This is a genomic window from Microbispora sp. NBC_01389, from assembly GCF_045040095.1.
Taxonomy (GTDB): domain Bacteria; phylum Actinomycetota; class Actinomycetes; order Streptosporangiales; family Streptosporangiaceae; genus Microbispora.
In genome coordinates this window covers 418,999-443,389 of sequence record NZ_CP109552.1, presented here as the reverse complement: position 1 = coordinate 443,389, position 24,391 = coordinate 418,999, and the positions used below count along the sequence as shown (strand labels likewise).

Below are 24,391 nucleotides of genomic sequence, written 5' to 3'. Positions count from 1 at the left end.
GCGCGTAGTGATCGGGACGCCGGCCGGATCGTCAACAGGACCCGGCCGGCGTTACCGTGCTTTCAGGAACGTGCGGCGGTAGGACGGTAGACACGCACCGGCATGCACGCCCGCGGCCGTGGTGGACGCCGGGGCCATCGGCTCCCGGCGGGACCGGCGTCCACCACGCCTTCGGGCCATCGGCGGATCCACCTGCCTCCCGCGCACGGCTTTGTCCCGCGGAGGAGTTGGGAGGATTCCATGGCCGCACCATCGGCGAAACCCGTGCCCGTCGAGATCGCCAGAGAAGAGCTTCACCAGGTGATCGACGTCCGGCTCAGCGCCGGAATCCTGGAGCGGGCGCTGACGCACCGCTCGTACGCGTACGAGAACGGCGGCCTGCCGACCAACGAGCGCCTGGAGTTCCTGGGTGACTCGGTGCTGGGCCTGGTGGTGACGGACACGCTGTTCCGCAACCACCCGGACCTGCCGGAGGGCCAGCTCGCGAAGCTGCGCGCCGCCGTGGTCAACATGCGGGCGCTCGCGGACGTCGCCAGGACGCTCGACCTCGGCAAGTACCTGCGGCTCGGCCGCGGCGAGGAGGGCACCGGCGGACGGGACAAGTCGTCCATCCTGGCCGACACGCTGGAGGCCCTGATCGGCACCGTGTACGTCGACAAGGGCCTGGACGAGGCGTTCCGCGTCGTCCACCTGCTGTTCGACCCGCTCATCACGCGGTCCGCGTCGCTCGGGGCCGGGCTCGACTGGAAGACGTCCCTGCAGGAGCTCACCGCCGCCGAGATGCTCGGCGTGCCGGAATACCACGTCGACGAGAGCGGGCCCGACCACGCCAAGTCCTTCGCGGCCGTGGTGCGCGTGGGCGGCAAGGAGTACGGCAAGGGCGCCGGGCGCAGCAAGAAGGAGGCCGAGCAGCAGGCGGCCGAGGCGGCCTGGACCGCGATCCGCGCGCTGCGCGACGCCCGCGAGGGCGCCGGGCCCGTCCGCGCCTGACCCCGCCCGGGGAGGGAACATGCCCGAACTGCCCGAGGTCGAGGTCGTACGCAGGGGCCTGGAGCGCTGGGTCGCCGGCCGGACGGTCGCCGCGGCCGAGGTGCTCAATCCCCGCGCGGTCCGCCGCAACCCCGGCGATCTCGCCGCCCAGCTCAAGGGCCGCACCCTCGCCTCGGCCGAGCGCAGGGGCAAGTACCTGTGGCTGCCCCTGCTCGACGGCCCCGCGGAGCACACCCCGGAGGAGGCGGGGGAGGCGCTGCTCGCCCACCTCGGCATGAGCGGCCAGCTTCTCGTCGTGGACCCGATGGCGCCGATCGAGAAGCACCTGCGGGTGCGCGTGGGCTTCGCCGACGGCGGCCCGGAGTTACGTTTCGTCGACCAGCGCACCTTCGGGCACCTCCTGGTCGCCCCGATGACCGCCGGCCGGGGCCGGGCGGTGCCCGAGCCGGTCGCGCACATCGCCGCCGACCCGCTGGAGGACGCCTTCGACGACGCCGAGTTCGCCGTACGGCTGCGGCTGCGCCGTACGGGGATCAAACGGGCGCTGCTCGACCAGTCGCTGATCAGCGGGGTCGGCAACATCTACGCGGACGAGGCGTTGTGGCGGGCGCGGCTGCACTGGGCGCGCCCGACCGAGACGCTGACCCGGCCGAAGATCTTCGAGCTGCTCGCGGCGGCCCGGGCCGTCATGACCGAGGCCCTCGGCCAGGGCGGCACGTCCTTCGACAGCCTGTACGTCGACGTGAACGGCGAGAGCGGCTACTTCGACCGGTCGCTCGCGGTCTACGGCAGGCGAGACGAGCCCTGCCGCCGCTGCGGCACGCCGGTCAGGCGGGAGGCGTTCATGAACCGCTCCTCCTACAGCTGCCCGAAGTGCCAGCCCCGCCCGAGGAACGCCCGCCCCTAGCCGGCCGGCCCCTGGCCCGGCCGTAGCACCACCCCCGGCGGTCGCGGCCGGAGCCGATCTGGATACTTGTATTCGTGATTCGGTTGACGGCATGGGTCCGGGGACGGGTGCAGGGTGTGGGATTCCGCTGGTGGACCCGCGCCCGCGCGCTGGAACTCGGGCTGGTCGGGTGGGCCGCGAACCTGGCCGACGGAAGGGTCGAGGTCGTCGCCGAGGGCCCCAGGGAGTCGTGCGACACGCTCCTGGACCTGTTACGCACCGGTGACACGCCCGGGCACGTCGAGGGGGTGGTCGAGCGCTGGAGCGAAGCGAAGCGAAGTATCGCCGGGTTTGTCGAGAGGTAGGGCTTCCCTCAAACCCCGTAAATCCGGTATATTTACCTAGCGAGAGTGCCCACCGGCTTCATCGTGCGGAGCGTTCAACTTGACCGTCTCCAATGCCGGTGCGACTCTTGAGAGGAACCACGCGCACCCCTCCCGCGGCATGAAGTGCGCGAACCAGTCTGGTCACTCAGCGTGGAGGACCCTTTACTATGGCGAAGGCTCTACTCGGCCACGTCGGCGGTCCTGATCCTCGAATGATCTCGGAAATGCGTCGCCTCCAGCAGCGCATCCGCGACCTCGAGGCAGAACTCAACCGGCTCCAGGCCCAGAACGACGCGCTCGAAGCGCAAACTCGTGATGAGGCCCTGGTCCGGCTGCAGGATCGCGAGCCGGCTCTCACCTGAGGGACCGGCCGGAACGGGAAAAGGATTGTAGGGACGCCCCGCAAAGGCGTCCCTTGCCATTTCCGGAACCGTTCCACGGGAATTGTCACCCGGCCGGCCGGACGTCAAGCGGCCTCTATTCCGCGTGCTCCGGCCCCGGGACCTGTAGTCTTTCCCCCCAGCCGACGGGCGGCACCGAGGGGGCGGGACGTGTACCTGAAGACGCTCACCTTACGCGGCTTCAAGTCGTTCGCCTCGGCCACCACCCTCCGTTTCGAGCCCGGCATCACGGCGGTTGTCGGCCCCAACGGCTCCGGAAAGTCCAACGTCGTCGACGCCCTCGCCTGGGTGATGGGCGAGCACAGCGCCAAGTCGCTGCGCGGCGGCAAGATGGAGGACGTCATCTTCGCGGGCACCTCCAGCCGCCCGCCCCTCGGCCGCGCCGAGGTCACCCTGACGATCGACAACGGTGACGGCGCGCTGCCGATCGACTACACCGAGGTCACGATCAGCCGGCTGATGTTCCGGTCGGGCCAGAGCGAGTACGCCATCAACGGCGACACCTGCCGCCTGCTCGACATCCAGGAACTGCTGTCCGACTCCGGCATCGGCCGGGAGATGCACGTCATCGTCGGCCAGGGCCAGCTCGACCAGGTGCTGCACGCCGGGCCCGAGGAGCGCAGGGCGTTCATCGAAGAGGCCGCCGGCGTGCTCAAGCACCGCAAGCGCAAGGAGAAGGCGCTCCGCAAGCTCGACGCGATGCAGGCCAACCTCACCCGCGTCCAGGATCTCGTGGCCGAGCTGCGCCGCCAGCTCAAGCCGCTCGGCCGGCAGGCCGAGATCGCGAGGAAGGCCGCCGTGATCCAGGCCGACCTGCGCGACGCGCGGCTGCGCCTGCTCGCCGACGACGTCGTGACCCTCCGCGACACCCTGCAACGCGAGGAGGCCGACGAGGCGGCCGTGCAGGCCAGGCGGGCCAGGGTGGAGGCCGAGCTGGCCGAGGGACAGCGGCGGGAAACCGAGCTGGAGGCCGCGGAGAACGAGGCCCAGCCGCGGCTGAAGGCGGCCCAGGAGACCTTCTACCACCTCTCGGCCCTGCGGGAGCGGCTGCGCGGCGTGGAGAGCCTGGCGGCCGAACGCAGGCGGCACGCCGCCGACGCCGCGTCCGTCGAACGGCGCGGGCGCGATCCGGAGGACCTGGAGCGCGAGGCCGCCGAGGTGCGCGAGCAGGAGCGGGTGCTGGCCGACGAGCTGGACGAGGCGCGCGAGCGGCTCGCCGCCGCCGTCGAGGTGCGTGCCGAGGCCGAGGAGGCCCTCGCCGCCGAGGAACGGCGCCTTTCGGTCGCCGCCCGCGCCGCGGCCGACCGCAGGGAGGCGCTCGCCCGGCTGCGCGGCCAGGTCGAGTCGGCCAGGAGCCGGGCCAGGGCCGCCGGGGACGAGATCGGCCGGCTCACCAGGGCCGTCGAGGACGCCACCCGCCGCGCCGAGCGGGCCCAGGACGAGCTGGACACGGGCACGCTCGACGAGCCCCCGGCCGACCCCGGGCTCGCCGCCGAGCTGGAGACGGCACAGGAGGGCGTCGACCTCGCCCGCGCCGCGGTGGAGGAGGCCAGGGCCGTCGCCGAGCGGGCGGGGGCCGTGGTGGAGCGGGAGCGGGCCGCCCTGGCCGCGCCGGGCGACGCGCTGGCCGCCGCGAAGGCCGCCGTCGGCGCCGCCCGCGCCGCCGACTCCGGGTCGCAGCGCGACGTGGCCGCCCTGCAGGCGCGGTGCGAGGCCCTGGAGATGAGCCTGGCCGGAGGCGCGGACGGGGCCGCCGCGCTGCTCGGGGCGGGCCTGCCCGGAGTGCTCGGCCCCGTCGCCGCGCTGCTGGCCGTACGGCCAGGGGCGGAGGCCGCCGTCGCGGCCGTGCTGGCCGTTGACGGCGTGGCGGTCGCCTCGCTCACCGCGGCCGTGGCGGCCGTGGAGCATCTGCGCGAGGCGGGCGCCGGCCGCGCCGCCCTGCTCGTCGCGGCCGACCGGCACGAGGCCTGCGACCGGCCGGAGCCGCCCGTCGCGGGCGCGGAGTGGGCGGCCGACCTGGTGGCCGTGCCGGACGAGCTGCGCCCGGCGGTGGAGGCGCTGCTGTCCGGCGTGGTCGTGGTGCCCGACCTGCCGGCCGCGCGCAAGGTCGTGGACTCCCACCCGGACCTGCGGGCCGTCACCACGTCGGGCGACCTGCTCGGGGTCCACGCGGCGCACGGCGGCTCCGGCGGCGGGTCCTCGCTGCTGCGGATGCGGACCGCCCTCGACGAGGCCGCCGCCGATCTGGCCACCGCCAGGGCCGGGGCCGAGCGGCACGCCGAGGCGCTCGCGGAGGCCGTGGCCGCCGAGCGGGAGTGCCAGCTCGCGCTGGAGGAGGCCCAGGCGCGGGTGGCCGAGGCGCAGAGCGGTGCGAGCGCCGCGCAGAGCGGCGTCAACGACGCCCAGAACGGGCTGAACGCGGCGCAGGCCGTGCTCGACCGGCTGCGCGGCAGGCAGCGGGAGGCCGACCAGAAGGCCGCCGCCGCGGCCAGGCAGCTCGCCGGGCTGGAGGCCGCCGTCAAGGCCGCCCAGGACGAGGCGGCGCGGCTGGGCGGGTCGGTGCGCGCCGCGGAGGAGGCCCGCGAACAGGCCCAGGCCGTGGTGGTGGAGCTGGAGGAACAGCTCGCCGAGGCGGAGTACGCCGCCGAGCTGGAGGCCGAGCCGACCGCCGACACCCGCGACGAGCTCGCCGCCGTCTGCGGCGTCACCCGTCAGGCCGAGATGGAGGCCCGGCTGACCGTCCGTACGGCGGAGGAGCGGGCGCGGGGCATCGCGGGCCGCGCCGAGGCCCTGCTCCGTGCGGCCCAGCGGGAGCGGCAGGACCGCGCACGGGCCGTGGCCGACCGGGAACGCCGGCGCAGGCAGGCCGAGATCGCCGCCGCGGTCGCCGAGGGCGCCCGCACGGCGCTGACCGCCCTGGAGGGCTCGCTCGCGCGGGCCGCCGAGGAGCGCGACGAGGCCGAGCGGGCGCGCGGGCGGATCGACGCCGAGCTCAAGCAGGTGCGCCTGCGCGTCCGCGAGCTCGGCTCCGAGCTGGACGCCCTGGTCAACCGGGTCCACGGCAGCGAGATGGCGAGGACGGAGCGGCGGCTGCGCCTGGAGCAGATGGAGCAGCGGGCCCTGGAGGAGTACGGCATCGAGCTGGAGCCCCTCCTCGCCGAGTACGGCCCCACGGCGCCGGTGCCGGGCGAGCCGCCCGTGCCGTACGTGCGGGAGGAGCAGGAGAAACGGGCGAGGACGGCCGAGCGGCAGATGACCCAGCTCGGCAAGGTCAACCCGCTGGCGCTGGAGGAGTTCGCCGCGCTGGAGGAACGGCACGCCTTCCTCACCTCCCAGCTGGAGGACCTCAAGAAGACCCGGCGCGACCTGCTGCTGGTGGTCAAGGAGGTCGACGACCGGGTCGAGCAGGTCTTCGCGGCGGCGTACGAGGACGTGGCGCGCGAGTTCGGGCAGATCTTCGACCGGGTCTTCCCCGGCGGGGAGGGCCGGCTGCTCCTGACCGATCCCTCCGACATGCTGACCACCGGGGTCGAGGTCGAGGCCCGGCCGCCCGGCAAGAAGGTCAAGCGCCTGTCGCTGCTGTCCGGCGGCGAGCGGTCGCTGACGGCGGTGGCGTTCCTCGTCTCGATCTTCAAGGCCCGTCCGTCGCCGTTCTACGTGATGGACGAGGTCGAGGCGGCCCTGGACGACACCAACACCCAGCGGCTGCTCACCCTGTTCGAGGAACTGAGACAGACCTCACAGCTCATCGTGATCACGCACCAGAAGCGCACGATGGAGATCGCCGACGCGCTGTACGGCGTGTCGATGCGCGGCGACGGCGTCACCCAGGTCGTGAGCCAGCGCCTGCGCGAGAAGGTGTAGGAACCGGATCCCGGTCGGCGGCGGGGAACCCGAGGCCGTGGCGCGGCGGATGCGCGCGACGGGCGGGTCCGCGCGACCGAGCACTGCCGGTTGTCTGGGAAACTGCATGGTGTGGACGGTTACCTCGGCATCATCGTGATCGTGGCCATCGTCGCCATACTGGCGGTGGGTGGCCTGTGGCTGCTGTTCCGGCCGAAGGCGAAGGACCTGCCGCCCGCCCCGCCGGCCCCGCCCGAGCCGAAGGCTCCCGTCGTGGAGGCGCCGCTCAAGGGAGGGCTGGGCGAGGAGGACGGCGGCACGACGACCACGCTGCCGCCTCCCCCCATCGAGGAGCTGATCAAGGCTCCGGAGATCGAGGTCCCGCCGCCCTCGGCGGGACGGATGATCCGGCTGCGCGGCCGCCTGGCCCGCTCGCAGAACGTCCTCGGCCGCGGGCTGCTCGAACTGCTGTCGCGGGACCGGCTCGACGACGACGTCTGGGACGAGATCGAGGAGACCCTGATCACCGCCGACGTCGGCGTCGCGCCCACCCGCGCGATGGTGGAGGAACTGCGGACGAAGGTGAAGGTGCTCGGCAGCCGCACCCCGGACGAGGTGCGCAGGCTGCTGCGCGAGGAACTGCTCACGCAGATCGCGCCGGATCTCGACCGCACCCTCCACACCCGGCCGCACGGGGAGCGGCCCGCCGTCGTGCTCGTCGTCGGCGTCAACGGCACCGGCAAGACCACCACCTCGGGCAAGCTCGCCCGGGTGCTGGTCGGCGACGGCGGGAAGGTCGTGCTCGGCGCCGCCGACACGTTCCGGGCCGCCGCGACCGACCAGCTCCAGACGTGGGGCGACCGGGTCGGCGCGGGCGTCGTACGCGGCCCCGAGGGCGGCGACCCGGCGTCCGTGGCGTTCGACGCCGTGGCCAAGGGCATCGAGGACAAGGCCGACACCGTGATCATCGACACGGCGGGACGGCTGCACACCAAGACCGGCCTCATGGACGAATTGGGCAAGGTCAAGCGGGTCATCGAGAAGAAGGCGACGGTGGACGAGGTGCTGCTCGTCCTCGACGCGACCACCGGCCAGAACGGCATGCGCCAGGCCCAGGTCTTCGCCGAGGTGGTCAACGTGACCGGCATCGCCCTGACCAAGCTGGACGGCACCGCCAAGGGCGGCATCGTGATCTCGGTCCAGCGTGAGCTGGGCGTGCCGGTGAAGCTCGTCGGCCTCGGCGAGGGCCCGGACGACCTCGCGCCGTTCGACCCCGAGGTCTTCGTGGACGCCCTGATCGGCGACTGAGGCGCTATCCGGCTATGGGCATTTCCCGATCAAGCCTTGTTGGCCGGTCTCGTTCATGTTGATATATCCCTCATTCGCACAATGGTCGAAGGGGGCACCATGAAGAAGATCATCGTCCACAAACCTGGCACGGCCAAGCTGTCCGCCGCCGCCAGTCCCCGGCACCTGACCTGATCCATCACGGAGCCGGCGCCCGAGGGGTTCGACACGACCCGGGGCGCCGGCTCCGTTCTCGTCTGCGGGGGAGATCTTCGGCGCCGATCACGGGGAGGCCGAGCGCGTGCGCCATCTGTGGATCAGGGCAACACACTGGACGGGGGAGGCGGTCCCGGAGCCGCTGCTGCCTCCGATCGACGCGCACCGGCGGCGGTGCGGGCCGTACACCGCGGCGGGCGCTCTGCTGCACGCGCTGGTGCCGCGGGCCCTGGAGCACCGGCCCGACCTGGTGTCCGCGCACGACATCGAGATCCGTGCGGCCGCCCCCGATCTGTGCGATGTGGTTCCGGCCCGGCGGCAGTCGATCGCCGCCGCTCTGCCCCGGACCCAGCGCATCCTGGTGCCCGCGCCCCGGCGCACGCTGCGCATCGCCAACGGCCTGGCCGAGTTCCTCCGCGATTACCCGGCGCGCGGGCCGCGCGCGCTCGTCGTGGAGCAGGTGGACCACGCCGACCACACCGACCGCGAGCTCCTCACCGTCCTGCTCCGCCGCCTCGACCCCGCCCTGCTCACGCTCGTCGTCTGCGCGGCCGATCCCGATCCCGAACTGGCCGCCGCTCTCGAACGGTACGCCGAGCGACGGGTCGCCAAGAGGGACTACGTCACCGAGGGGGACGCCGAGGGGGACGCCGAGGGGGACTACGTCGAGTTCGACGGTACCTGCGACGCGCCCTCGGTGCGCGAGCCGTACGAGCGGGCGAGTCCCGGAGAACGGGCCCGCAGGCACCGGGAGAGGGCCGACGCGCTGGCCGCGACCGGGCTGGTCGCGCCGCGGCTCGGTGCGATCCCCTACCACCGCGAGCGCTGTCACCTGGAGCAGGGGGGCGACCCACGGGCGATGATCGACGCGTTCGCCTTCGCGGTGGACCGGTGCCTGACCGAGGGCTTCCACCACGCCGCCGCCGAGCTGGGCGAGCGGGCCTTGCGGATCATCGAGCGGGAGGCCGGCCCCGAGGCGTGGTGGCGGATCCTGCACGGCACCGCGTCCGCGCTGGGCGCCACCGAGCGGGAGGAGGCGGCCCGCGCGCTGTTCGACCGGGCCCGCAGGGAGATCGTCGACCCGAAGGACCGGGCGACCGCGGCCTACGCCACCGCGATGCTGCTGGTCCGTCATCACGACCCGGCCCGGCGGGACGCCGACGAGGCGCTGGCCTGGATCAACGAGGCGGTGGCGCTCACCTCTCTGCTGCCCGACCGCCGGTTGCGCGCCTTCCACCTGGGCTTCGACCTCAACGGCAAGGCGCTCGTGGAGAGTCGCCGCGGCCGGCTCACCGAGGCGTACCGGCTCGTCGAGGAGGCGATCGAGCTGGCGGAACGCGACCTGGACCCCGGCGAGCACCCCATCCACCGGCTGGTCCTGCGGGCCAACCGGGCCCAGTTGAGCGTGCTGCTGGGGCGGCCGCACGAGGCGCTGGCCGATCTGACGGCGGCGGTCGAGGCCGACCCGGAGTATCCCGACTACTACATCGACCGCGGCAACCTGCTGTGCCGCCTCGGCAGGCACGACGAGGCGGCGGCCGACTACGAGACCCCGATGCGGGTGAGCCCGCCCTTCCCCGAGCCGTACTACAACCGGGCGGAGATCCGGTTCGCCGAGGGGGACCACGAGGGGGCCCTGGCCGACCTGGACTACGCCCTGGAGCTGGACCCCGGATTCGCACTCGCCTACGTCAACCGGGCGGGACTGCTCGCTGCCGCCGGGGAGTACGGCAGGGCCAGGGAGGACGTGGAGCTGGGCCTGGCGCTGGATCCGGGAAACGCCCATCTGCTGTGCGTGCTGGGCCAGGTGGAGGCGGCGGAGGGCAGGCACGCCGAGGCGCGTAAGGCGCTCGACGCCGCGCTGGACCGGGACCCCGCGCTGGCGTCGGCGTGGGCCGCCCGGGGTGCCCTCGCCTTCGAGACCGGGGACCCCGAAGGGGCCGTGGCCGACCTGACCCGGGCGCTCGGACTCGGCGAGGACGCCGCGCTGCTGTTCAACCGGGCCGTCGCACTGCGCGCCCTTGGCAGGCGGGAACCGGCCAGGGCCGACCTCCTCCGGGCGGCGGACCTGGCGCCGGACGACGTGGACGTGCGGCAGGCTCTGGAAGATGCCTGACGACGTCCTGGCCGCCTATCCCACCCACCGGTACTGGCTGCTGCTGGGCGCCTATCTCACCTCGTCCGTCGGCAACTGGATGTACCGGCTGACCCTTCCGCTGCTGGTGCTGCACCTGACGGGCTCCGCCCTGGCCACGGGCGCGCTGTACGCGCTGGAGTACCTGCCCTATCTGCTGCTCGCGATGTTCGGAGGTGTGATCGCCGACCGGTTCGACCACCGGCGGGTGCTGATCGCGGGTGACCTGGTCGCCGGGGTGGTCGCCTGCGCCCTGGCCCTGTTCGTGATGGCGGGAGCGCGGCCGGTCTGGCTGATCTTCGCGCTCACCTTCCTGCTGGCGTGCGCCGAGCCGCTCTACCAACCGGCGTTCCAGAGCATCCTGCCGGCGCTGGTGCCGCCGCGGCGCCTGGCGACGGCCAACGCACGCGTCCACATGGGCGACTACGCGCTCGGCACGCTGGGCCCCCTGATCGGCGCGACCGCCGTGATGGCGCTGGGCTACCAGACGGCGATCTTCCTCGACGCGGGCACGTTCTTCGTGTCGGCGCTGCTGATCCTGTTCATCGGGCGCAAGGCCGCACGCCCCGGCCGCGCCGCCGGGCGGAAATCGGTGTTCGGTGACATCCGGGAGGGACTGCGCTACCTGTTCAGGGAGAACCGGATCGTCCTGTCCAGTGCCCTGCTGGCCATGGCGGGCAACTTCACGATCTGGCTGGCCCTGGCCGGCCTCGTCTTCTACCTCACCGAATATCACCGGTTCACGCCGGCGCAGATCGGCGTGGTGTACGCGATGCAGGGGGTGGGCGCGGTCCTCGGCGCCGCGGCGGCCGGTCGCCTGCTGAGGCGCCACCCGCCGGGCACGCTCCTGACGGCCGCGATGGCCGTGGGCGGCCTCGCGGTGCTCTGCCTGGTCCCGGCGCGTGGCCCGGTGGCGATCGGGGCGGCGTGGCTGGCGCAGTTCGCCGCGGCCGGGGTGGTGGGGGTGTCCGCGCTCACGCTCCGCCAGCGGCTCGTCCCCGAGCGGCTGCTCGGCCGGGTCCTCGCCACCACCCGGATGCTCGGATTCGCCTCCATTCCCCTCGCGTCGATCGTGACCGGCGTGCTGGAGCACACGCTGCACGACACGCACGTGGTCCTGGCCTTCGTGGGCGTGAGCTGGCTGCTGCTTTCGGTGGCCGTGTTCCGGTCCCCGCTGCGCGACGCCGTCCTCGAGCCCGCATCGGGGTGAGGAGCGTCAACGGGCCGGGCGCGGGTCAGCTCGCGAGGAACGCGCGCAGGCCGGCGAGGTGCGGCCCGATGTCGATCCCCTGCCCGGCGAGCCAGCGCGGGCTGCCGTAGGTGTCGCGGTAGCGCTCCGCGCCGTCGCAGATCAGGGTGACCACGCTGCCCCGCTCGCCCCGTTCGCGCATCTCCCCGATGATCCGTACGGCCGCCGCGATGTTGGTGCCGGTCGAGCCGCCGACCTCCCGGCGGGTGACCTCCCTGACCCAGTGCATGGCCGCGATCGACAGGGCGTCCGGGACCTGGCACATCCGGTCGATGACCGTCGGCAGGAACGACGGCTCGACCCTCGGCCGGCCGATCCCCTCGATCCGCGATCCGGCGCCGTCGCGCTCCTCGCCGGAGACCCAGGACGGATAGAACGCCGAGCCCTCCGGGTCGGCCACGCACAGCCGGGTCTGGTGGCGGCGGTAGCGGATGTAGCGGCCGATCGTCGCCGAGGTCCCGCCGGTCCCCGCGCCGACCACGATCCAGGCCGGCTCCGGGTGCCGCTCCAGGGCCATCTGCTGGAAGATACTCTCGGCGATGTTGTTGTTGCCCCGCCAGTCCGTCGCCCGTTCGGCGTAGGTGAACTGGTCCATGTAGTGGCCCCCGGTCTCGGTGGCCAGGCGGTGCGACTCGTCGTAGATGGCCCTCGGGTCGTCCACGAGGTGGCACTTGCCGCCGTAGAACTCGATGATCTCCCGCTTCTCCGGGGACGTGCCCGCGGGGATGACCGCGATGAACGGCAGGCCCAGCAGGCGGGCGAAGTACGCCTCGCTCACGGCGGTCGACCCGCTGGACGCCTCGATGATCGTCGTGGTGGGGCCGATCCAGCCGTTGGCGAGGCCGTACAGGAAGAGGGACCGGGCGAGACGGTGCTTGAGTGAACCGGTCGGGTGCACCGACTCGTCTTTCAGGTAGAGGTCGACACCCCAGTGCGAGGGGAGCGGGAAGGCGTGGAGATGCGTGTCACAACTGCGGTTGGCGTCGGCCTCGACGGCCTGGATGGCCTCGGCCACCCATGCCCGTGTCGCGGAGTCGTGCCGGTCCAGGTGGTTCATGGCGCCACTGTAGTCAGTGAAGTCGGCCACATTTTACGCCGGATTGAGCCTTCGGTGTTACGCTAATGAGACTTGTTCGGCCTGTGCGTGACCTGGCCGCGTGGGACCGGCCCCCAGAAAAGCCTGAAAAGACGGCGCTGAGCGATGGGGCCGCGGAACGATGACCACTTCGGGCGAGCTAACGGCGTGCTTAGGCCCCGACCGGCACGATGTCCTTGGCAGAACAATGAACGGTCGTCCCCGCATGTGTTCGGGCCGGACGGGTAACGGGGGATAAGTTCCGTAGGGGGAAGAGATGATCTCGACCGACGAGCAGCGGCAGACATGGTTCGAGCGTGAGGTCGTGCCGGTGACGAGCCAGCTCTACGCCTCCGCCATGCGCCTGACCCGCAACCCCGCCGACGCGGAGGACCTGGTCCAGGAGACGGTCGCCAAGGCCTACACCTCCTATCACCAGTTCCGCGAGGGCACGAACCTCAAGGCGTGGCTGCACCGGATCCTGACCAACAATTTCATCAACGACTACCGGAAGAGGCAGCGGTCGCCCAAGCTGTCGGCCGCCGAGGAGATCGAGGACTGGCAGCTCGCCGCGGCGGAGTCGCACATGTCGACCGGCCTGCGCTCCGCCGAGACCGAGGCGCTCGACCTGATCCCCGACAGCGTCGTGATGAACGCCCTGCGCGCCCTGCCGGAGGAGTTCCGGGTGGCGGTCTTCCTGGCCGACGTCGAGGGGTTCGCCTACAAGGAGATCGCCGACCGGATGGGCACCCCGATCGGCACCGTCATGTCCCGCCTGCACCGCGGCCGCCGGCAGTTGCGCGGAATGCTTGAGGGCTACGCCCGCGAGGAGGGCGTCGTCCGGGTCCCCGAACCCGCCTGCGCCGCCTGAGCCCGGCGGGCTGTGCCGCCGGAGCCCGGCCTCTCCGAGCCGGGCTGTGCCGCCTGAGCTGACCGGCCTCGGGGGTCAGGCGGCGGCGATGAGGGCGATCGCGCCGAGCGCGAAGCCGACGCCGGTGATCTGCACGGGGCTCAGCCGCTCGCCCAGCACGTATCTCGCCAGCAGAAGTGTGCTCGCCGGATAGAGCGACACCAGGACCGCCACCAGGGTGAGCATCCCCCGCTGCGCCGCGAAGAGATAGAGCACGTTGGCGGCCATGTCGAGCACGCCGGCCACCACCGTCACCCGCAGGGAGCCCGGCGCCGGGCGCAGGCCCCGGCGCGTGGCGAGGGCGAGCAGGGCGACGAGCGTGATCGACGCGAACCTCGCCCCCAGCAGCGGCCACGCCCCGGAGTCGGCCGGAGCCAGCTTGAGCAGCACGAAGAACCCGCCGAAGCCCGCTCCCGACACCAGTGCCGCGACGACCGGGCCCAGCCTCGGACGGCCGGCCCCGCCGCCCGGCTCGCGGCTGACGAGCAGCACGGCGAACAGGCCGAGCGCGACTCCGGCCAGCGCCAGGGGAGACGGACGGTCACCGGTGAGCAGGCCGAAGACCACCGGGACCGCCATCGCGGTCGTGGCGGTGGTGGGGGCGACCACGGACATCATGCCGGTGGCCAGGCCGCGGTAGAACAGCACGATGCCGAAGGCCCCGGCGACGCCCGAGGCCGTCCCCCAGAGCAGCGCCGCCGTGCTCGCGTGCCCCGGCAGGATCGGGAGCAGGGCGACGACCAGCACCGTGCCGCCCAGTTGCGAGAGCACGACGACGGCCAGCACCTTCGAGCGTCTGGTGGCGAGCCCCCCGAAGAAGTCCGCCGTACCGAAGATCACCGCGCATGCGGTCGCGAGCGTGATCGCCGTCACGACCAACCCCCAAGAAAACTCCACGAACAGTGCAAAGATGCAATAGTACGGGCGAGAGTGACGTCAGGGCCGATGCGCCCACGATCCTCGAAGGCACCACGTGACTCGTGAGTAAGGGCTGCGCGGTGACGCTGCGTGGCCGATGATTACAGAATGAATCGGAAAGCGCCGCCTCAAGCTTGGGTACATCCATTTTTGTACGTGTCTGGTGGGCAGGGGGCGGTGCCCGGTGAGTGAGTCGCGGGTCGCGGTGGAAAAACTTCGCGCGGAACTCGCCGCGCTCGGGGTGGCCGACGCGTACGAGATCGGCGACGAGGCTACCCTCTCGGTGTGGATAGGCCTCGTCGTGACCTTTCGTGACGGGTTTTACCGTTGGCGCGAGGGTGCCGTGAAGTGTCGGCACCTGGGTACGGATCCCGCAGGGTGCGCCGTCCGGGTGGCTCGCAGACATGCCGAACTGAAAGCGGACGTGCCGCCCTGGTGGGAGGAGCTGGACAGAGTTCTGCGGGGGGGAGCCGACGGCGGCTGTCCGTGACGTTCGTGGCCCCCCGCCTGCTCCGGGGGGTCGTATGCGGATCGGATTCGTGCTGCTGTCGTTGGCGCTGCTCGCCGGATGTGCCCAGAACAGATCCGCGCCACCGCTGCGGGGGGCCGAGCGCAAGGCGGTGCGGGCCGTGGCGCCGCACTTCCGTTTCGGGCCGGTGCGGCGGTTCGACGCCGACCTGCTGCGCTGGCGGCTCGCCGGGGCGCAGCGGGGCGCGCCCGGGGCGCGCCTGCCCGCGGTGCCGCCACCCCGGCAGGTCGACTGCCGGCAGCACCGGTGCGTGGCGCTGACCTTCGACGACGGGCCCGCCGAGTACACCGGGCACGTGCTCGACCTGCTCGCCGCGCATCACGCCCGGGCCACGTTCTTCATGCTCGGCCAGATGATCACGGGGGAGACCCGGGACTTCGTCCGCCGCATGGCCTCCGAGGGGCACGAGCTCGGCAACCACACCTGGGACCACGCCTCGCTCTCCGGCCTCTCGACCGAGGCCATGCGGCGGGAGCTGGAGCGGACCCAGGAGGCCGTATTCAAGATCACCGGTGTGCGGATGCGGCTCATGCGCCCGCCGTACGGCGCGACGAACAAGTCGGTGGAGGAGGAGTCGAAGCAGGAGGGACTCTCGCAGATCCTGTGGGCGGTCGACACCCTCGACTGGCTCAACCGCAATCCGACGGTGATCGCCCAGCGCAGCGCCGCCGCCAAGCCGGGCGACATCGTGCTCATGCACGACATCCACCCCACCACCGTGCAGGCGCTGCCCCATCTGCTCGACGAACTCGACCGCAAGGGCTTCACGTACGTGACCGTCTCCGAGCTGCTCGGCAGCCCCGCACCGGGGAAGACGTACACCAACCGCTGACGTGGCATACGAGGTCAGGCGCGCGGCCTGACGACGCCGCAGCCGATCCGCGCGCCGGCGTCGCCCGTTCTGCGGGTGGTCAGGTCCGGGCCGGTGGCGCCCATGGAGTCGGGGCGGTGGAAGTACCTCTTCGGGATGTGGGCGAGGTTGTCCGGCCCGGCGTGCACCACGACCGCGCTGCCGTCGGCGTCGGCGAGCTCCTCCAGCGTGAACCGGTCGGTCACGAACGAGGCGGAGGCGGTTCCGTCGTCGGCGGCCAGCAGCGGGGGCATGTCCCCGGCCCCGTCGCCGTGCGTGCCCGGGCCGAGGTGGCTTCCGGCGCTGGAGAACGCCGTGCCGGTGGCCCGGTCGACGGAACGCGGGTCGCACACGCCCGCCGCGTGGACGTGGAAGCCGTGGAACCCGGGCGCGAGCCCCCGCACGCTGACGCTGACCCTGGTCTTCTCCAGGTCGTACCGCTCGAACCGGACGCTGCCCAGGACGCGCCCGGTGGCGTCCCTGATGACGGCGGCCGCCGTCTCGCCGGTGCGTGACGACGCCACGCGAGCGGCGGACGCCCGGGGGACGGCCGTGACGGCGCGCCCCGGAGTGAGGCCACCGGGCAGCGTGAGCACCAGCGCGAGTCCCAGCGGGAGACCCAGCGAGAGACCTGGGGCGAAACGGGGTGGGCGAGGCATGGTCGCTGTCCTCCTCAGACGCTTGACGCATCCGACAGCAGAGCACGGCGAGCCGAGCCGAGGAGGCGGAACGACGCCGTCCGTACCCGCCCTTTACCCGCTCTTGGCGTCGCGGGCCGGGCGGTCAGGCGGCGAGGATCGGGTGACGGGGTCAGTTGGTTCGCTTGGCGCGGGCGGCGGCGCGGCCCCGGATGGAGGAGTCCAGGACGACCTTCCGGATGCGCACGGTCTGCGACGTGATCTCCACGCACTCGTCGTCGCGGATGAACTCCAGGGCCTGCTCCAGCGACAGCATGCGCGGCGGGATCACCTTCTCGGTCTCCTCGCTGGTGGAGGAGCGCATGTTCGTGAGCTTCTTCTCCTTGGTGATGTTCACGTCCATGTCGTCCGAGCGCGAGTTCTCGCCCACGATCATGCCCTCGTACACCTCGGTGCTGGGGGAGATGAACAGAGTGCCGCGCTCCTGCAGGTTGAGCATGGCGAACGCGGTGACCTGGCCCGCCCGGTCGGCGACCAGCGAGCCGGTGTTGCGGGTGCGCAGCTCGCCGAACCACGGCTCGTAGCCGTCGAAGACGTGGTGGACGAGGCCGGTGCCCCGGGTCTCGGTGAGGAACTCGGTGCGGAAGCCGATCAGGCCGCGCGACGGCACCACGAACTCCATCCGGATCCAGCCGGTGCCGTGGTTCGTCATGTGCTCCATGCGGCCCTTGCGTACGGCCAGGAGCTGGGTGACCGCGCCCAGGTACTCCTCCGGGCAGTCGACGGTGAGGCGCTCGACCGGCTCGTGCAGCTTCCCGTCGATCGTCCTGGTCACGACCTGCGGCTTGCCGACGGTCAGCTCGTAGCCCTCGCGGCGCATCTGCTCCACCAGGATCGCCAGGGCGAGCTCGCCGCGGCCCTGGACCTCCCACGCGTCCGGGGTCTCGGTGGGCAGCACGCGCAGTGAGACGTTGCCGACCAGTTCCTTGTCGAGGCGGTCCTTCACCAGGCGGGCGGTGACCTTGGCGCCCTTGACCTTGCCCACCAGCGGGCTGGTGTTGGTGCCGATCGTCATGGAGATCGCCGGCTCGTCGACCGTGATCAGCGGCAGCGGGCGCGGGTCGTCCGGGTCGGCCAGCGTCTCGCCGATCATGATCTCCGGGATGCCGGCGATGGCGATGATGTCGCCCGGCCCCGCCTCCTCGGCGGGCTTGCGCTCCAGCGCCTCGGTCATCAGCAGCTCGGAGATCTTGACGCGCTGGACGGTGCCGTCGGTGCGGCACCAGGCGACCTGCTGGCCCTTGCGGATGGTGCCGTGGTGGACGCGGCACAGCGCGATCCGGCCCAGGTAGCTGGAGGCGTCGAGGTTGGTGACGTGCGCCTGGAGCGGCGCGGAGGGGTCGTACACCGGCGCCGGGATCGTCTGCTTGATCGTCTCGAACAGCGGCTCGAGGTCGTCGGAGTCGGGCATGCCGCCGTCGGCGGGACGCGCCAGCGACGCCCGGCCCGCCTTGGCCGAGGCGTACACGATCGGGAAGTCGATCTGCTCCTCGGTGGCGTCGAGGTCGATGAACAGCTCGTACACCTCGTCGACGACCTCGGCGATCCGGGCGTCCGGGCGGTCGACCTTGTTGATGCACAGGATGACCGGCATCTTCGCCGACAGCGCCTTGCGCAGCACGAAGCGGGTCTGCGGCAGCGGGCCCTCGGAGGCGTCCACCAGCAGCACGACGCCGTCGACCATCGACAGCCCGCGCTCGACCTCGCCGCCGAAGTCGGCGTGGCCGGGGGTGTCGATGATGTTCAGCGTCATGCCGCCGTGCCTGACGGCGGTGTTCTTGGCGAGAATGGTGATGCCCTTCTCGCGCTCCAGGTCGTTGGAGTCCATGACGCGCTCGTCCACGTCCTGGTTGGCCCGGAACGCGCCGGACTGCCAGAGCATGGCGTCGACCAGCGTGGTCTTGCCGTGGTCGACGTGCGCGATGATCGCGATGTTTCGCAGGTCGTCGCGGGTGTTCATAGGCATAGGGAAGTCTCGCTCTGGTTCGTCGGAGTGTCGTCCGCGTCCCGGGACCGAAGCGAGACGCACAGCAGCCGCAAGACGCGGCCATACCAGTTTAGTTGATCCTGATCGCCACCACGCGCCGACGGCTCCGGGACCCTCGATGACAACGCCGGCGCCGCGGCCCGCATTCCACGGTGTGGCGGGAGACGCGTGACATGGGGGAAATAGGGTCGGAGGTATGGCTCTCGCTGTCGCTTACGGAGCGATGCTGTGGACGGCGGACGGCGTCCGCATCGACGCGGCGCACACGCCCAACGGGTCGCTCGACCTCGGCGTCGTCGTAGCGCACGGGTTCACCGGCTCGTGGAGAGGGCCGGACACCCGGCGCATCGTGCACGTCCTGTCGAGGTTCGGCGGCGTGGTGTCGTTCGACTTCCGGGGCCACGGACGCTCCGGCGGCCGGTCGACCGTAGGCGACCTTGAGGTTCTCGACGTCGACGCGGCGGTCAAGCACGCGCGCTCGATCGGTTACCGCCGCATCGTCACGCTCGGCTTCTCGATGGGCGCGGCCGTCGTCGTACGGCACGCCGCGCTGCACGGGGGCGTGGACGCGGTGGTCGCGGTGAGCGGCCCGGCCCGCTGGTACTACCGGGGCACCAAGCCCATGCGCCAGGTCCACTGGGCGATCGAGCGCTGGCACGGGCGGCTGGCGGTCCGGCTGGCCAAGCGGACCAGGATCGCGGTCGAGGGATGGGAGCCCGTGCCGCTCCCGCCGCACGAGGCGGTGGCGATGCTCGCCCCCACGCCGTTGCTGATCGTGCACGGCGACCGGGACCCGTTCTTCCCCGTCGAACACGCCTACCAGCTCTACGAAAACGCCGGGGAGCCGAAGGAGCTGTGGATCGAGCCCGGCTACGGCCACGCCGAGGCGGCGGCCACCCCTGACCTGGTCCGCCGAATTGGTCACTGGATTTCGCGAACCAAACCCACATAAGTGTCGTCTATACGTACGCACAACCCGTTGGTGAAGCGGAAAGAAGCGGGAAGCGCAGCGTCGCGGGGGCGCGCTGGGCGGTCCACCGGCCCGGTGTGGCATGCGTGCCGCACCGGGCCGGAGGGGCACTAGCCCAGGCGGGCGATGGACTTGTGCTCCAGGTAGGCCGACAGGCCCTCGGGGCCGAGCTCGCGGCCGAGGCCGCTGGCCTTGAACCCGCCGAACGGGGTGTTGGGGTCGAGCGTGTGCATCGTGTTGACGCCGTACGTGCCGGTGCGCACCCGGCGGGCGATCTCCATGCCGTGCTCGGCGTCGCCGGTCCAGACCGAGCCCGACAGGCCGTAGTCGCTGTCGTTCGCGATCCGCACCGCGTCCGTCTCGTCCTCGTACGGGATCACCGTGAGGACCGGGCCGAAGATCTCCTCGCGGGCGATGCGCATGTCGTTGGTGGCGTCGGCGAAGACCGTGGGGGCGACGTACCAGCCCCGATCGTACGGCCGGTCGAGGCCGCCGACGACGGGCTTGGCGCCCTCCTCGACGCCCGCCCTGATGTAGCCCTCGACCCGCTCCCGCTGCCGCCGGGCCACCAGCGGGCCGATGCCGGTGGCCGGGTCGGCGGGGTCGCCCACCCGCTGGCTCGTCACCATGTGGGCGACGGCCTGCACCACCTCGTCGTACCGGGCGCGGGAGGCGAGGACGCGGGTCTGCGCCACGCACGCCTGGCCGTTGTTCATCAGCGTGGCCATCGTCAGCAGGCCCATCGCCGAGGACAGGTCGCAGTCGTCCAGGATGATCGCCGCCGACTTGCCGCCCAGCTCCAGCGTGCACCGCTTGAGCCGTTCGCCGCAGATCGCGGCGATCCGGCGCCCGGCGGCGGTCGAGCCGGTGAAGGCGACCTTGTCGACGCCGGGGTGGGAGACGAGGTGCTCGCCCGCCTCGCGGCCGGCCGGGACGATGTTCACGACCCCGGCGGGGATGCCGGCGTCATGGATCATCTCGGCGAGCAGGTAGGCGTCGAGGGGTGTCTCGGGGGCGGGCTTGAGCACGACGGCGCAGCCCGCGACGAGCGCCGGGGCGAGCTTGCTCATGGTGACGAACTGGGGGACGTTCCACGGGACCACGGCCGCGACGACGCCGACCGGCTCACGGCGGACGGTCACCGGGCCGAACAGGCCGGGCCGCTCCTCCTCGACGGGGAACGCGGCGCCGAGACCGGCGAAGTACTTCAGCATGCCCAGCGGCTGCGGCGTCTGGGCGAGCCGGGAGAACGTGATCGGGGCGCCCATCTCCAGCGTGATCAGCTCGGCCATCTCGGCCTGGCGCGCCTCGTAGATCTCCGCGAGCCGTCCCACCGCCGCCGCGCGCTCGGCCATCGTCATCCGCGGCCACGGCCCGTTGTCGAAGGCGTCCCTGGCCGCCGCGACGGCGCGGTCCATGTCGGCCGCGGTGCCGTCCGGGACCCGGCCGACGACCTCCTCGGTGTGCGGGGAGACCACCTCGATCGTGCCCGTGCCGACGGGGGTCACCCAGTCGCCGCCGACGAACAACGTGTCGTGCTGCCGCATGCCTGCCTCCCGCTCGGGCGCGCGCTTGACTTCAATGGAGACCGAATCATGTTCTGCTCAGTGTTGGCAAGAGCGGGGGTTGACAAGAGCCGACGCCGGTGCCAGTGCCGGCGCGACCGTGGCCCGGTCCCGCCGTACGGCGAGGACCGGGCCACGGGTGCTCCGGCGGAAGCCCTACGGAAGGGCCGGCCCGAGCAGGTGCCGCATCGACCGGCGGACCAGGTCGGTCCGCATGGCCTGGGTCGTCGCACCCTCGGCGCCGAAGCCGAAGTAGACCGTGTCCTTCGTGGTGACGCCCGCGCCGTCCTCCAGCGTCTGGTCGCTGCGCGTCCAGTCGTTCAGCGCGTCCGCCGAGCCCGGGGGCGGGCCCGCGACGGTCCAACCGCCGAGGCCGTCCTCGAACGAGGTCTGCGAGACGACTGCGCCGTCGGCCTTGACGGTCGCGTCGTCCAGCCAGACGCCGAGGCCCTGGGTGCCCCAGTCGCTGATGTAGGAGATCGACACCTCGACCTGCTTACCCGCGTACGCCGTCAGGTCGATCGTCCACTGCTGCCAGCCGTTCGACGGGCCGGAGGCCGCGTGCCACGCGCCGGTGGTGCCGGTCGCCGTGCACGACGAGGCGCCGTCGTACGTCTGGTAGCGGGCGGTGAACGGGTGGAGGCCCGCCCAGCCGTTGGCGCAGCTCTCCCCGGGCTCGTCCGAGGTGTGCCCGTTGGCGTCGGGGAGCGTCGTCCAGTCGTCCTGGCCGGCCGTGTGCGCCTCGACGGTCAGGAAGTCCCAGTCCGCCTCGGTGTTGTACGACGTCCAGAACGACAGCTCGCCGCTGGTCCTGCCGGTGAGGTCGATCGTCCTCGTCAGCCGCTTGTACGACTGGTCGGCCTGGCCGCTCTGCACGTCCCACGCGCCGGTGTGCGGCGCGAAGGGCGAGCCCCCGGCGTACTGCCACTTCAGCGGGGCCGAGCTGGCGAACTGCGGGAACCGGCTCACCGGCAGCACCGACGAGGTCGTGACGAACGCGGAGGTGTGGTCCTGGTTGCCGGGCGAGTCGCCGCCGCCCAGCGTGCCGAGGAACCCGGCGAAGGCGCCACCCGTGCCCTTCAGCGGCACCGTGGCGCCGTCCGCGTCCTGGCCGCCGCCGTCCACGAAGGTGTAGGCGCCGAGGTAGTACTGCACGAAGTCGTTGCTGAGCGCCAGGCACGGCGGCTTGCTCAGCGTCGTGCACTCGGGCTGCGCCGGATAGTCCGGCTCGTACCAGTAGGCGCCGTCGACGTTCTGGGCGTACAACGCGTACTTGCCGGTGACGAGCAGTTTGCCGCCCTCGTTGAGGTAGTCGCGGAACGCGAGTTCCAGCTCCTCGGCCAGGTTGGCGGCGGTGCCGCCGGGCTGCCCGGCCGCGCGGGGGATGACGTCGTCGCCGGTCTCCCAGACGACCGCCTTGTAGTGGCTGAGGACTCCGAGCGGGTGGGGCGCTTTCCGGCCGTTTTTGTCCACGTCGTACACGTCGGACGAGTAACCGGACCCGGTCAGCGCCTTGACGTAGGCGGCGGCGTACTTCGCCTCGGCCGCGCCCTGCGCGGGGCTGATCCCCGTGACGTCCTCCGCCGCGACGACCAGGACCTTCCCGCCGATGTCCGTGGACACCCGATAGGTGAAGTCGTCGCTCTTCTTCAGCAGCGAGGTGAACCACACCTTCACCCGGTCACCGGGCCTGGCGCCCTTAACCGTGCCCCTGAGCCGGTGGAAGTAGGTGTCGTAGCCCTCGCCGTACCGCTTGCCGCCCTTCCACTCGCTCGTCGGCGCGGCCTTCGTCCGCCCGCCATTGATCTGGTAGTTGAGGACGACGGGCCCGAGCCTGCGCTTGGCGTCGACCTGCACCACCTGGTCGGTGCCATAGCCGACGTCGAACGGGTCGACGACGAAGTCGGGGACCGTGTTGCCGAGGTGGCTGACCGGCTCGGCCGGGTTCAGCGCCGACTTCGCGACGTCCAGCGCGAACGGCAACTGCTTCTCGAACTCGGCCCGCACCAGCGCCTCGTCGTCGGGGAAGACGAAGCCGCAGCCGTCACAGCCCTCCTCAAGCTCCGGCGTCCAGGCGAGCGTGCCGTACGCCTTGTGCGCGTGGTCGGTGGTCTCGCCGTTGGTGGTGTAGAGCTCGGCGCCGACGCCGGGATCGAAGCCCGGGATCGCGGGCTTCTCGTCGGTCCCGGTCAGCGCCAGGTAGACGGGATCGTCCGCGGTCGTCGTCTGGACCTGCCAGCCCTGCGGATAGAGCAGCAGCGGGCCGTACGAGTGGTAGTTGACCAGGGCCTTGAAGCGGAGCCGCCGGAGCAGGCCGTCCATGGCCTTCGTCTCGGGCTCCGACGCGGGGGCGGCGCCGCGGTAGGTCTCGCTGCTGAGGACGCTGGAGGAGCCCTCTTCGTCATACCCCCACCTGGTGGGGTAGTTGCGGTTGGGGTCGACCCCGTCGACGCCGGTGATCCGGCCGTCGCCGTCGTTGTCGCGGAGGTTCTTGCGCCAGAGCCGGTTGCCCTCGGTGAAGGTGAAGTCGTAGCCGTCGGGGTTGGCCACCGGCACGAACCACACCTCGGTGGTGGCCAGCAGCTTCGCGACGTCGGCCTTGCCCTTGTTGGCCACCAGGTATTTCAGCAGCCGCATGTCGACCTCGGTCGCGATCCACTCACGGGCGTGCTGGGTGGCCGAGTAGAGCACGGCGGGCTTCAGGCCGTCGGGCAGCACCCGGGCCAGCGCGGTGAGCTTGAGGGCGAGGATGTCCTTGCCCTGGACGGTCTTACCGATCGACTCCAGCTTCGCGACGTCCTTGTTGGCGTCCGCGATGGCCCTGAGCTGGTCGGCGATGCCGCCCTTCTCCGAGTAGGACCTCCAGACGGTGTATCCGCCGGCCGCCTGCGCCCGGGCCGCCTGCAACTGCGTCTGGCCCTGGGGGTTGCGAACCGGTTGCGGCCGGTAGCCGAGGATCTGGAGCTTCTTGACGTCGGCGGGCGTCGCCGTCAGCTCGACGTGTTCCTTGTCGCCCGAGTTGTCACCTGAGTTGCCGCCTGAGTTGTCGCCTGAGTTGTCGCCTGAGGGGTGCTGCTGGACGACGTCGAAGCCCTTCTGGTTCAGCGTGGCCGCGGTTCCGGGCACGCTGTCGAGCTGGTAGAGGTCGATCTGGTCCGTTGGCGGGAGCGGGTCGCCCTGGCCGGCCTGCGCCGGTACAGCCTGCGCCGGTACAGCCTGCGCCGGTACAGCCTGCGCCGGTACAGCCTGCGCCGGTGCGGCCGGCGCCAGGAGCGCCGCGCCGAGAGCCACGGCGGCCAGGGTCGAGACGATCACTCGTCGGGACATCGATGAGCCCTTCGTGAGGGGTGGCGATCTCCCGAATCTCCGTCGATGTCAATCCGCGTTCAAGTGCGGTAAGGAGACGCGTAAGTCTCGAATCGATCACAGAGCGCGGAACCCGACGATTGCCTGCTTAGAACCCAACAGTTTCGCCTGTTCCGGTAGCAGACATATAG

General features: G+C 71.9%; 18 protein-coding genes. 12 read left to right on the top strand and 6 right to left on the bottom strand.

The window, feature by feature from the left end:
• The first annotated feature begins 240 nt into the window (after positions 1-240).
• The 8 genes from rnc to OG344_RS02065 all read left to right on the top strand — a co-directional run bounded on the left by rnc (position 241) and on the right by OG344_RS02065 (position 11,353).
• Positions 241-990 carry a ribonuclease III gene (gene rnc, locus OG344_RS02100; protein WP_327047557.1) on the top strand — a complete coding sequence of 250 codons (750 nt, stop codon included), beginning with the start codon at positions 241-243 and terminating at the stop codon, positions 988-990.
• 19 nt (positions 991-1,009) lie between these two features.
• A complete protein-coding gene (gene mutM, locus OG344_RS02095) occupies positions 1,010-1,897 on the top strand; it encodes a bifunctional DNA-formamidopyrimidine glycosylase/DNA-(apurinic or apyrimidinic site) lyase (protein WP_405086730.1) in 888 nt (295 codons plus the stop codon).
• A gap of 74 nt (positions 1,898-1,971) precedes the next feature.
• Complete coding sequence (locus OG344_RS02090) at positions 1,972-2,241, top strand: acylphosphatase (RefSeq protein ID WP_405086729.1); 270 nt, start codon at positions 1,972-1,974, stop codon at positions 2,239-2,241.
• 188 nt (positions 2,242-2,429) lie between these two features.
• Complete coding sequence (locus OG344_RS02085) at positions 2,430-2,624, top strand: hypothetical protein (RefSeq protein ID WP_142571989.1); 195 nt, start codon at positions 2,430-2,432, stop codon at positions 2,622-2,624.
• 189 nt (positions 2,625-2,813) lie between these two features.
• Positions 2,814-6,527 carry a chromosome segregation protein SMC gene (smc, locus tag OG344_RS02080; RefSeq protein WP_405086728.1) on the top strand — a complete coding sequence of 1,238 codons (3,714 nt, stop codon included), beginning with the start codon at positions 2,814-2,816 and terminating at the stop codon, positions 6,525-6,527.
• Between the two features lie 111 nt (positions 6,528-6,638).
• On the top strand, positions 6,639-7,814 hold the full coding sequence (ftsY, locus tag OG344_RS02075) for a signal recognition particle-docking protein FtsY (RefSeq protein WP_405086727.1): 1,176 nt from the start codon (positions 6,639-6,641) through the stop codon (positions 7,812-7,814).
• A 280-nt stretch (positions 7,815-8,094) separates the two neighbouring features.
• The gene (locus OG344_RS02070) at positions 8,095-10,125 is read left to right on the top strand and encodes a tetratricopeptide repeat protein (protein WP_405086726.1); all 2,031 of its coding nucleotides are present in this window, start codon (positions 8,095-8,097) and stop codon (positions 10,123-10,125) included.
• Positions 10,118-11,353 carry an MFS transporter gene (locus OG344_RS02065; protein ID WP_405086725.1) on the top strand — a complete coding sequence of 412 codons (1,236 nt, stop codon included), beginning with the start codon at positions 10,118-10,120 and terminating at the stop codon, positions 11,351-11,353. Before OG344_RS02070 ends, OG344_RS02065 begins: the two co-directional genes overlap by 8 nt.
• A 25-nt stretch (positions 11,354-11,378) precedes the next feature.
• Here OG344_RS02065 and OG344_RS02060 read toward each other — a convergent pair whose 3' ends face one another.
• Positions 11,379-12,449, bottom strand: coding sequence for a PLP-dependent cysteine synthase family protein (locus OG344_RS02060; RefSeq protein WP_405086724.1), 1,071 nt, complete (start codon positions 12,447-12,449; stop codon positions 11,379-11,381).
• 295 nt (positions 12,450-12,744) lie between these two features.
• Between OG344_RS02060 and OG344_RS02055 the strand changes: the two genes are divergently transcribed.
• Entirely contained in the window at positions 12,745-13,338 is a 594-nt protein-coding gene (locus tag OG344_RS02055; protein ID WP_327047550.1) for a sigma-70 family RNA polymerase sigma factor, read from the top strand.
• Between the two features lie 75 nt (positions 13,339-13,413).
• Here OG344_RS02055 and OG344_RS02050 read toward each other — a convergent pair whose 3' ends face one another.
• Positions 13,414-14,250 (bottom strand): EamA family transporter, encoded by an 837-nt coding sequence (locus OG344_RS02050; protein WP_405086723.1) that lies wholly within the window; start codon positions 14,248-14,250, stop codon positions 13,414-13,416.
• 229 nt (positions 14,251-14,479) lie between these two features.
• On the opposite strand from OG344_RS02050, the gene OG344_RS02045 reads away from it, so the two are divergent.
• Both OG344_RS02045 and OG344_RS02040 read left to right on the top strand, forming a co-directional pair.
• Entirely contained in the window at positions 14,480-14,785 is a 306-nt protein-coding gene (locus OG344_RS02045; protein WP_327047548.1) for a hypothetical protein, read from the top strand.
• Between the two features lie 34 nt (positions 14,786-14,819).
• Positions 14,820-15,656 (top strand): polysaccharide deacetylase family protein, encoded by an 837-nt coding sequence (locus tag OG344_RS02040; protein WP_405086722.1) that lies wholly within the window; start codon positions 14,820-14,822, stop codon positions 15,654-15,656.
• Positions 15,657-15,670: 14 nt separating this feature from the next.
• On the opposite strand, the gene OG344_RS02035 is transcribed toward OG344_RS02040, so the two are convergent.
• On the bottom strand, positions 15,671-16,333 hold the full coding sequence (locus tag OG344_RS02035; RefSeq protein ID WP_405086721.1) for a superoxide dismutase family protein: 663 nt from the start codon (positions 16,331-16,333) through the stop codon (positions 15,671-15,673).
• A gap of 151 nt (positions 16,334-16,484) precedes the next feature.
• Positions 16,485-18,338, bottom strand: coding sequence for a translational GTPase TypA (typA, locus tag OG344_RS02030; protein WP_405086720.1), 1,854 nt, complete (start codon positions 18,336-18,338; stop codon positions 16,485-16,487).
• 217 nt (positions 18,339-18,555) lie between these two features.
• Here typA and OG344_RS02025 point away from each other — a divergent pair, with 217 nt between their 5' ends.
• Positions 18,556-19,311 (top strand): alpha/beta hydrolase, encoded by a 756-nt coding sequence (locus OG344_RS02025; protein WP_405086719.1) that lies wholly within the window; start codon positions 18,556-18,558, stop codon positions 19,309-19,311.
• Positions 19,312-19,439: 128 nt separating this feature from the next.
• Here the strand turns inward: OG344_RS02025 and OG344_RS02020 are convergent, their stop codons facing one another.
• Together OG344_RS02020 and OG344_RS02015 are read right to left on the bottom strand one after the other, a co-directional pair.
• The gene (locus OG344_RS02020; protein WP_405086718.1) at positions 19,440-20,876 is read right to left on the bottom strand and encodes an aldehyde dehydrogenase; all 1,437 of its coding nucleotides are present in this window, start codon (positions 20,874-20,876) and stop codon (positions 19,440-19,442) included.
• Between the two features lie 174 nt (positions 20,877-21,050).
• Positions 21,051-24,221 (bottom strand): M14 family zinc carboxypeptidase, encoded by a 3,171-nt coding sequence (locus OG344_RS02015; protein ID WP_405086717.1) that lies wholly within the window; start codon positions 24,219-24,221, stop codon positions 21,051-21,053.
• Between the last annotated feature and the right edge of the window lie 170 nt (positions 24,222-24,391).